The organism is Streptomyces sp. NPDC002328, from assembly GCF_042890065.1.
GTDB lineage: Bacteria > Actinomycetota > Actinomycetes > Streptomycetales > Streptomycetaceae > Streptomyces.
Window position 1 is genome coordinate 1 of record NZ_JBIARQ010000043.1, and the last position, 9,963, is coordinate 9,963.

General features: G+C 27.7%; 10 protein-coding genes. 6 read left to right on the forward strand and 4 right to left on the reverse strand.

Features of this window, described 5'->3' with window-relative positions; translation table 11 throughout:
* The first annotated feature begins 466 nt into the window (after positions 1-466).
* Together ACFYX4_RS40840 and lepB are read left to right on the forward strand one after the other, a co-directional pair.
* On the forward strand, positions 467-1,333 hold the full coding sequence (locus ACFYX4_RS40840) for a replication initiation protein (protein ID WP_002494364.1): 867 nt from the start codon (positions 467-469) through the stop codon (positions 1,331-1,333).
* A 178-nt stretch (positions 1,334-1,511) separates the two neighbouring features.
* The gene (gene lepB, locus ACFYX4_RS40845; protein ID WP_002456288.1) at positions 1,512-2,078 is read left to right on the forward strand and encodes a signal peptidase I; all 567 of its coding nucleotides are present in this window, start codon (positions 1,512-1,514) and stop codon (positions 2,076-2,078) included.
* A 1,096-nt stretch (positions 2,079-3,174) separates the two neighbouring features.
* On the opposite strand, the gene ACFYX4_RS40850 is transcribed toward lepB, so the two are convergent.
* Positions 3,175-3,543, reverse strand: a complete 369-nt coding sequence (locus ACFYX4_RS40850) for a DUF3139 domain-containing protein (RefSeq protein ID WP_002494366.1) — start codon at positions 3,541-3,543, stop codon at positions 3,175-3,177.
* Between the two features lie 103 nt (positions 3,544-3,646).
* On the opposite strand from ACFYX4_RS40850, the gene ACFYX4_RS40855 reads away from it, so the two are divergent.
* Together ACFYX4_RS40855 and ACFYX4_RS40860 are read left to right on the forward strand one after the other, a co-directional pair.
* Entirely contained in the window at positions 3,647-4,042 is a 396-nt protein-coding gene (locus ACFYX4_RS40855; RefSeq protein WP_002494367.1) for a DUF3139 domain-containing protein, read from the forward strand.
* Positions 4,043-4,596: 554 nt separating this feature from the next.
* Entirely contained in the window at positions 4,597-5,046 is a 450-nt protein-coding gene (locus tag ACFYX4_RS40860; protein WP_002494368.1) for a hypothetical protein, read from the forward strand.
* A gap of 159 nt (positions 5,047-5,205) precedes the next feature.
* Here the strand turns inward: ACFYX4_RS40860 and ACFYX4_RS40865 are convergent, their stop codons facing one another.
* The gene (locus tag ACFYX4_RS40865; RefSeq protein WP_002494369.1) at positions 5,206-5,592 is read right to left on the reverse strand and encodes a hypothetical protein; all 387 of its coding nucleotides are present in this window, start codon (positions 5,590-5,592) and stop codon (positions 5,206-5,208) included.
* Positions 5,593-5,611: 19 nt separating this feature from the next.
* Positions 5,612-5,779 (reverse strand): hypothetical protein, encoded by a 168-nt coding sequence (locus tag ACFYX4_RS40870; RefSeq protein ID WP_002494370.1) that lies wholly within the window; start codon positions 5,777-5,779, stop codon positions 5,612-5,614.
* An 842-nt stretch (positions 5,780-6,621) separates the two neighbouring features.
* Here ACFYX4_RS40870 and ACFYX4_RS40875 point away from each other — a divergent pair.
* Entirely contained in the window at positions 6,622-6,996 is a 375-nt protein-coding gene (locus tag ACFYX4_RS40875) for a hypothetical protein (RefSeq protein ID WP_002494371.1), read from the forward strand.
* A gap of 590 nt (positions 6,997-7,586) precedes the next feature.
* Here the strand turns inward: ACFYX4_RS40875 and ACFYX4_RS40880 are convergent.
* Positions 7,587-8,039 (reverse strand): plasmid mobilization protein, encoded by a 453-nt coding sequence (locus tag ACFYX4_RS40880; protein ID WP_002494373.1) that lies wholly within the window; start codon positions 8,037-8,039, stop codon positions 7,587-7,589.
* A 382-nt stretch (positions 8,040-8,421) separates the two neighbouring features.
* Between ACFYX4_RS40880 and mobV the strand changes: the two genes are divergently transcribed.
* The gene (gene mobV, locus ACFYX4_RS40885; RefSeq protein ID WP_388598613.1) at positions 8,422-9,702 is read left to right on the forward strand and encodes a plasmid recombination protein; all 1,281 of its coding nucleotides are present in this window, start codon (positions 8,422-8,424) and stop codon (positions 9,700-9,702) included.
* The last annotated feature ends 261 nt before the right edge of the window (positions 9,703-9,963 follow it).

Genomic DNA, 9,963 nt, shown 5'->3' on the forward strand with positions numbered 1-9,963 from the left:
TTTCTATATTATTATAAGAATTCCAAGGTAGCAAAGATATTGTATTGGAAATGATAGATGTGAGTATGATTTCTAAATTAATTGATGAAGATATTTTTTAAAGTTTATTTTTGTGTTCGTTTCTTTAGAAGTATATTTGAATGAATTTGGAGTATTTCACTCCGACCTTTTTAATATATTTTTATAAATCTTTTTATAAACCTTTTTAGGTGTGCTTTAATCCTTAGAGCGACAGTAGATTTCACAACTTAAAAAGGTCATTTTGCCACATAAAAAAGGTCATTTTGCCACATAAAAAAGGTCATTTTGCCACATAAAAAAGGTCATTTTGCCACATAAAAAAGGTCATTATTTTAATTCGACATTTTTTATGTGGCAAATACTTTTAATAAAACTATTATAGTGATAATATGTATATGATATACAAGGACTTATAAAAAAAATGACCTTTTTTGGAGTGATATATATGTCGAACGAAACTGTTATTTATCATAATGAAATGAATTTGGTTCCTTTGAGAAAATTTACTTCTGTTGAAATAGACTTATTTTTTGCTATGTGTAATAAGCTAAAAGAACAAGATACTAATAAATTATATTTAAGTTTTGAAGAACTTAAATATTTAAGTAATTATAACTATGAAACTAGAAATCTTAATCGTTTTATTGGAGATTTACAAAATATTTATAAAAAGATGCTCGAGATAACTTATCGAAGAGAAGATGAGGATGTAATAGAGTTTTTTGTACTTTTCAATCACTTTAAAATTCATAAAACGGAGAAGTATCTTGAAATTTCCACTAATCCTGACTTAAAGTTTGTTTTAAATGATATTACTCGTAATTTTACAAAATTCGAATTAAAAGAACTGACTAATTTAAAATCTTCGTACTCTAAAACCATGTTTCGCTTACTTAAACAATATAAACATACTGGATATTTAAAATTATCAATGGAAGATTTTAGAACTCGATTAGACGTATCAAAGTCTTATCAAATGTGTGACATTACTAAACGTGTATTAAAGCCAATATCTAAAGAGCTTACACCTATTTTTAATAATCTTAATATTAATAAAGTTAAAGCTAAAAAAGGTCGAAAAATTGAATACTTAGAATTTATCTTTGACGCTGAGAAACGTATTCACAACAAACGACAGCCACAAATAACTAATATAGGTAAGTCGCGCCAATATACTAATCGTGAAAAGACACCTAAATGGTTAGACGACAAGATATATAAACAATCTCAAGAGTCACATGACGAAGATGCAAAATTAAAACAAGATCGAGAGGCATTTCAACGTCAATTAGAAGAAAAATGGGAAGAATAATAACTTAAATGAGCTACATCTATATTTTGCTTTTATTTCCTTTAATAATGGGATTTGTCTTATCACTAAAAAAGAAAAGACATCATAAATAATGAACTACTTTTGGTAGGATATTAAAAATATAAGTGATAACCTAAAATAGGATAAAATTTATAAAATCTAAAAAGGAAATTATGTAATGAAAAAAGAATTTAAGGAATGGTTAATAGCCATAATAGTAGCTATATTACTATTATTTTTAGTAAATAATTTTTTATTTAAACCTTATACTGTATCAGGATTATCAATGTATCCAACGTTTAACAATAAAGATAAAGTAGTAGTCAGCAAAATATCCAAATCATTAAATCACTTAAAGTCTGGAGATGTTATTGTATTTCATCAAAATAGCAATAATGACTTTATAAAACGATTGATTGGTAAACCAGGAGATCAAATTGAATATAAAAATGACAAGTTATATATCAATAAAAATTATATCAAAGAACCTTACCTTGACTATAATAAAAAAATGAATAACTCCAGTGAAAATTTAACAGAAGATTTTAATGTATCAAATATAAAGGGATCTAAAAATAAAATGATAATACCTAAAGATAAGTATTTAGTTCTCGGAGACAATAGGACAAACAGTATTGATAGTAGATATTCTGAGGTGGGGTTAATATCTAAAAAACAAATCGTAGGAAAAGTTATTTTAAGATTTTGGCCTTTTAATGATATGAAGTATAATTTTAATCGATGAATGATAAAAAAGCTAAGTTATAAAGCTAGCTTGAGATATTGTTGACGATTACATAATTAGTTCATTCGAATATCTATTTAATTTTACAAATTTCTTCATGCAAGATATACTAAAAATAACAAACAGACAGACACATCATTGGATGTGAAAACCCCAGCATGCCGACCAAAGCATATGCTGGGGTTTCTTTTTTATCGTTGTTCTTGATTTATTAAATAAAGAACACGTCCAACAATAATTGGACATACGATATATTTCACAACAAACAGAACGACAATCATTAGATGTGGCACCTCCTTTCTGCACGGGAAGTGCTTTTTTAGTATAACAGAATCTGATTTTAATAGATTCTCCGTTTTTGAATAAAGATACAAAAGTTCATTTAATGAAAAAGTATGAAAACGCGTGAGAACAATGATGTATAAAACCTGAATAAACGATAATCACAAGACAAAGGCTTAAACGTTGATTTAACAGCGTTTAAGCCTTTACTACAAGTTGACATAATTAACTATTATGGGTAGTGCCTTTGTATAAATACTCAAAAACACAAACATTGTTAAATTAATCTTTGTGTCCTTTAATATAAGTAACATAATAGTTAATTATTGCGATGAGAAAAACCATAGATAACTAAATATATAAGCATAATAACTATGAAATGAATAGCTCCTAAAAATAATGCGAAAATATCTGTAGTAAGAGGTTTAAAATAATCTGATGAATCGTAAATATTCATAAACCAATGAACACATTCCCAAGAAAGAAATGTTCCAATACATCTACTTATTATAATACTTATATTATTTTTTAAGCCGAATTTAAAAATAGATCTACTTATTAATATAGCAACTATTATAAATGGGATGTAACCTATTAATAAACCTGTTTGATAATCAGTAAATAATCCGATAAATTCTATTGGAACTAAAGATAAAATTAATATAATGATTTTTAACCATTTCATTTTAAAATTTCTCTTTTCAATATTATTTTTCCTTCAATATCATTTTATTAATATAATTAGGTAAAAGTCTACGCTGTCTTTAAGTGATAGATGAATGATCTCTATTTTTTATTATGTTATACATTTATATTATTTTCTGTAAGGTTCTGATTCTAAAAGATATTTATAATAGGAGTCTTTCTTTTGTAAATCTGTTTCCCCCCATACCTTATATTCTTTATCATCTGTCCATGGTGCTGGTGCTGGTGTCACGTTATACTCATACTCACTATATGGTTGATCTTTAAAAGCAATATCTTTTTCAGCATATCCCATCATAATATTAAAACTCATTTTTTCATTTTTTATTTTTTTATCCCAACCCTTACGTTCTATAACGTGATCGATGATTTTCTCACTCTTGTGTTCCTGATAAGTAATCACACTAAAAGTCCAAACTGTTAAGGTAATAATGATAACAATAATAGAAGTTATTAATATTTTTAAGATTTTCTTCATTTTTGTATAATTCCTCTTTTTTAATAATTTTTATGATAAATATGTATTATTGTATTTAATTTTACAAAATATTAATTAAATAAATTTACTTAAGGAGACTAATATGAAAAGAAAATATAAAATTACAGGTATCATCTTTATCGTTCTTCTTATCGTTTTAACATTAATTTTTAGTATAGTGCACCATTATGCTAATGTTCAAAAACATGAAGAAGCTAAACTAAAACAAAAAGTTCACCATATTTTCAAACAAAAAGGTTGGGAAGATAAAGTTAAAGAAGAAAAAAATATATTTACGTTCAATACTGGAGATAATGATTTACAAGTCACTTTTAAAGATGAGCCTTATAATACGTATACATATTCTATTGATGAAGACAATAAAGTATATGGAAATGCTGTTTTGAAAGATGAATATGATAAAGATTTTGATAGTAAAAAAAAGTACAAAGAATATTTAAGAAAAATGCATTTTGAAGAAAAATATGATCTGAAATAAAAAAGCAAGCGACTACGATAATTGATAGTCGCTTGCTTTTTAGTGTTCTTTCAATTTGTTTAATGCTTTTTTATGATTCGTTTTCTATCTTGTAATTTGGAGGCTTATATATGCCATTAAATGAAAAGCCTGTATAAAGTTTAAAATAGCTTAGAAAGCAAAAAGGAGTATTAGCATTGAAATCAATTGTTCATTTTATTTGCCTCTTTATCATATTTTGTATTTTTGGATATGTGATAGATTTAATATTTTTTAAAGAAATAAATATTTTTCTGATTTTAGAATCAGCCTTTATTTTATCATTACTAATCATGCCGATATTAAAGATTGTAAAAGAGATAGAAATTGAAAAATAGAACTGGTAAATACCATTTTCTATACTTAATGTTTAATAAAAATAGGCTACTAAAATTCAGTTAATAAAGATCCATCTTTATTAACTGAATTTTAAAAAAATATATATAGTGTTAATTTTTTTAATTAAAGTAGTTATAACTTAATTTATATGATAAAGTCATATTTAAACATATAAATATTTTACAGGAGGTCTTTTTATGAAAAAGTTACTTTCAGTTTTTATTGCAAGTTTATTAGTTTTAACCGGATTATCTTTTTCTTCAATTAATCAAGGTAATACTGCGAGTGCTAAAACAAAATATAAAACAACTATAACTTACAAAGGTCAAAAATATGTATATGTTGGTCATTATAAACACCATTTTTCTAAAAAAGAAGTTAAAAAAGTAGTTAAATTTTCTAAAGGAGTTCATTCAGGAAACAAATTAGTATCTGCTGCTAGTAAACTTAGTAAAAATGGTTATGTTAAAGCATCCTCGGCTATTTATAAAGCCTTTGATTTTGGATTGAAAAATGAATTAAAAGGTAGCTATTTTTACACAGCAGCTAAAAAAGGTACAGGCGTAACAATTTCTTATGATATGTATACTGCAACAACAGGTCCGAACCATACTATAGCTAAGAATTTTAAACATAGTTATAATTAAATAAATGTGAGGGGAAGGATTAATCCTTCCCCTCACATTTATTTTCAAGCTTTTTTGAACGGTTGAATTTTAGACCATAATTTATGAATTCATAGATATTAGATAATATTTCAGCTATTATTCTTAAAATATTTTCCATTATCATCACTACTTTCAATTTTATTCAGTATATTTAATTTTTCTCTCGAATTTTTTTATATCCCCATTTTTATATTTAACTTCATAAAGAATACTTTCTCCTAATAAATCTTTTACATTGTCGTATTTGTTTGCTACACCTTTCCAAATCAATGTATCTTTAGTATCTTTTTTAATACCGTCATTAGTAATTTCTTTTGCATTGTTATTTTTATATCGATACACTTTCCCAATTTTTTCAGGTTTGTTATTTTCTTTTTTATTTATTGTAATATTAACAGCTTTACTTGTAGGATTAATTTCTAATGCACTTTTTTTAATTGGTTTTTCTTTAGAACTATTACTACATCCAGTAACAGTTAGAACTAAAATAAGAGAAATAATAATACTAAATATTGCTTTTTTCATTCTAATCATCCTTTTTTGCTTATTCAAGATTACCATATTCTTCATTTAAATATTTTGATATTAAATTTTCAATTTGTTTAGATTTATTAATACCATATTTTGTTTTAACTTTATCTAAATTAGTTATTAATTTAGGAGGAAGAGTAATATTTAACTTTTGTCTTTGTTCTCTTTCATTCAAACCCACAACACTCTCCTTTTATTTATGCGTATAAAGTAGCATTACATGCGTACAAAGTCAAGTTTGTACCCATAAAAGAAGTATAGTATAGTTTGTTTTTTACTTTATGGAGCTATTATAATTACGACAAACGATAAAAGAAAAACAATTTTTTCCTCTCAAAAAAGCCCTATAGTTTTCAACTAAGAATAAATGAGCAAAGCAAATGGTAAGATAGTCCTTCAGCTATGCTGAATACTACCTTAAGCGGTAATGGATTTCCTTATGCTCTTTAAAATACAAAAGTTACATTATATACCTACTTTTTCAGGTTTTAGCTTTTTTCTAAGAAGAACAATTGAGATAAAAAATATATTTTCCTTTCTGAAAGTGTTGAGAAAGAAATTTTAAAATGATTTATAGCCTATCTGTTGAACAAAAAAGTTTTTAGTCATTTTTTAATAAAATGTTCTAGAAAGGGCTTAAAATGCAAAATAAAAAGACTACTCAAAAAATGAGTAGTCTGAAGAATAGTTTTTGATGTATTAAATGAAAGGGAGTACTACATTAATCATATCACACGCATTTATACCGAGAAAATTTATTGATGTTGAGAAGAACCCTTAACTAAACTTGAAGCCGAATGTCGGCATAGCGTAAGCTATTAAGCCGACGATTCGATAAGTTTAGGGATTGTTAAAGATTCGGAGGTTCAACGTCAATAAAGCAATTTAAAACTATAGTTAAAATAGGGTTCTGTTGCAAAGTCAGAAAGATAAGTATATAACCTTATGTTTCTGACTTTGCAACAGAACCACTTTAATTTACCATAAAAACTTAAATATTTTGAGGAGATAAGGAGTCTTTAAATGAAAAAAATAGTTTATATACTTGGTACTATTATAGTTTTAGGCTTTTGTTATTTTTATGTAAATTTAATTTTTTTTGATAGTTGGACACGTTATTCTGCTGAAAAAGAAATAAATAATTATATTTCAAATCATGATACAAAGAAACTAAAAGAAATATCCGCGAATAATAAAACATATCAACTTTTGAAACATGCTAAACATGTGACAATAAAAGGAGATACAGATAATCAAGGTGGAGGTCATATAGGGTATTTTACTAGTACGATTAATGGTAAAGAAGGAGCGCTTTTTGTACATCTTAATTTTGGTTTGTTTCCTGAAATTCCTAAAGTAACCAAGTTGGAAGTTTTTGATAAAAATATTTATGAGTAGCATAATTGCTACTCATTTTTCGTGTTAGTTATTCTGGTTCTGTTGCAAAGTTAGAAAAATATAGCTAATTACGTCCATATAGCATTAAGCTTCTATGCTATGATAATCGTTAGAAATCTGGCTAAGAATCTGGAGTGTTTTTATGATTTTTTTAAGAGAAAAAATAGTCATGAAATATACAAAAAAATCATGTATATTTTGTTAAATAGTACAGTGATAGCATTTATATTATTGCTAATTGTGAAATTAATATTTGATTTCCTTTTTTAGACTATATTCATATTTTTTCAGATTTGTATTTTTATTGGGGTTAATTATTGGTAGTATCCCAGATTTTATAGAAAAGAAAGGTTAATTTTATGTTATTAAAAAATAAGATTTATTCAGGCATTATTATTGTTATTTTTATAGTTTGTTTGATTATAGGATTGAATGAAAATATCATTGGAAATCCTTTAGGAGAAAAAATATTTTATTTATTAGGTTTTCTATTTTTTGTATTATTAATTATTGGTACAACAAAAAATAGAAAGCATTAATGTCTTCTTTTTGCCCCATTTCTTACGATAAACATTTTTTGAGTAGCCTTTTTAATGTTCTTTCAATCGTTTAATTTCTTTTTTTAATGGTCTATCATCACGATACGTATTAAAATTCATAAATGCAGTACTATCAAAGTGCTCTAACAAGCGATGAAATATCTCATTCTCCCTTTTGTATTGTTCTATATCATCTTCAAGTTGGTCATGACGTTGTCGAAGTGCGTCTCTGTCTGATTTGAGTGCTTCGTTGTCTTCTTCTAGATGTTCAATAACTTTATACAAATTATTCGTATTATTCTTAGAATTAGAATCATCCATCGTTATTTGCTCTTTTGGATATTCAATCACCGTCGGTTTAATCCGATTACCCACAGCTGTTTGGCGTATATATTCTGTGACATTCATACTACGTATGTAGGCTAAATCTTGTATCTTTTTGTATTGCGCTTGACTGACACGAACGGTTAAGATTTTTTCTTTCGAGCTTTGTTTTTTTGGCATTGAATCACCTCATAATTAATATATGATAAGCATACATATGTGTGCTTATTTTTATATTAATATAACATACATATGTATGTTAATAAATATGTATGATTCGAGGTGTTGTGAGCTAACATTTGGCATACATATTATCAAACATATTTGTTTGATAATGCGTATGTCATTTGTTAGCTATATAACGGAATTCAAAAATATATTTTTGAATGTAGTGATGGCCTCGCCAGAGCGAAGATAACTCTTACATTTGAATGTAAGAGTATATCGAGCTATACTCTCATTGCGGAATCAGCCTCACATGTTTGAGGCGTAGCGGTGAGAGTATCCATCATTTTACATAAGCGAAGCATTGTCGAAGGTAGACAATCACAGCGCTTGTAAAATGATATTTGCGAAGGTTCTCGAAAGTAGAGAACCACAGACAAATCAAAAAGCTTCGGGGAGGGCGCTCAATTTGAAATTAGCTTGGAATACGCAAAAAAATAAAATGAGCGATGTTAAAGGCAAAGAGATGGAACAAGAACGTAAAGGGAGAATCAAAAACGATGAGATTGATTTGAAACGGACAAACTTAAACTTTGATTTAGTTGAAGATGAACGTCATTTGTATCATCGTGTGAAAGATAGAGTCGATTATTATAAAGAACAGGGGTCACGTGTACAGAAAAATAGTGTGGTGATGTATTCCAATATCATTACGTTATCGAAAGAAGAGGCCGACCGTATGGGAGAAACACGTACAAAACACTACTTTAAGACATGTAAAGATTACTTCAGTGAACGTTTTGGCGAAGCCAATATCGTTTCAGCGAAAGTGCATATGGATGAATCAGCGCCTCATATGCACCTTCACTTTATACCTGTTAATCATCAAGGACGGTTATCAGCACGTACAGCTATGAATCGACAAGCTATTAATCACATCCATGATGAATTAACAACACATCTGTGCCAGCAAGGTTTTGATGTTGAACGTGGGAGTACCGATGATAATAAAACGTATATTCAAGATATTCATGAATATAAAAAGAAAGCGAAAGTTTTAAGTGAATTAGACCAACAAATTGAAACGAAAAAACAATTGTTGAGGGATATCAACGATTTACACGATGAAAAAGAACATTTAACTCGGGATATTCAAAACTTAAAACGGAAAAATCATTTTTTACAAGAGGATTCTCAACAGGCTCAAGAAGATATTGACCTATATAAGCAACTGAGAGCAAATTCTAGGGACGATTTTGAAAAAGATGAGGAAAAGTACCAAAAAGAAATCAAAGCGTATGAGGCGTCTCTGAGTGGCCTTAGAATGAATTACCGAGATTTGGACAAGCGCAATCAACATTTAACAACACAAAATAATCAACTCGAACACCATTTAGACATGTTAAATGCACGTCATCAAGCGATGAACGACATGGTAAGAAATGATACACGTATTTTGTTTGCGGGACTTAGATGTGCATTGAAAGATATGAACATTGAATTAAGCGCAGAAATTAAATATCAACGTATGCCAGAAGTCGGTATTGATCCCGATACGGTGGATCAGGGGGCTTTAACACATGCATATCAAGGTGATGTGTCAGGGATAGACCATCATATAAGAAAGGCATCAGCACCTATTAAAAAAGAGACAGAGAATGACTTAGAATTAGAATAAATCAATAAAAATAAGCACTCAAACAAGTATGATACTCGCCTGAGTGCTTATCTCATGAAAAGAGGAGATAAAAATTTAATAAGTATGATCAACCTATTAAGAACAATCATTACCTTACTTACAGCGTTTATTAAATAGTTCTGTAAGGAGGAACAATACCTTTGCATTTCTATATTATTATAAGAATTCCAAGGTAGCAAAGATATTGTATTGGAAATGATAGATGTGAGTATGATTTCTAAATTAATTGATGAAGATATT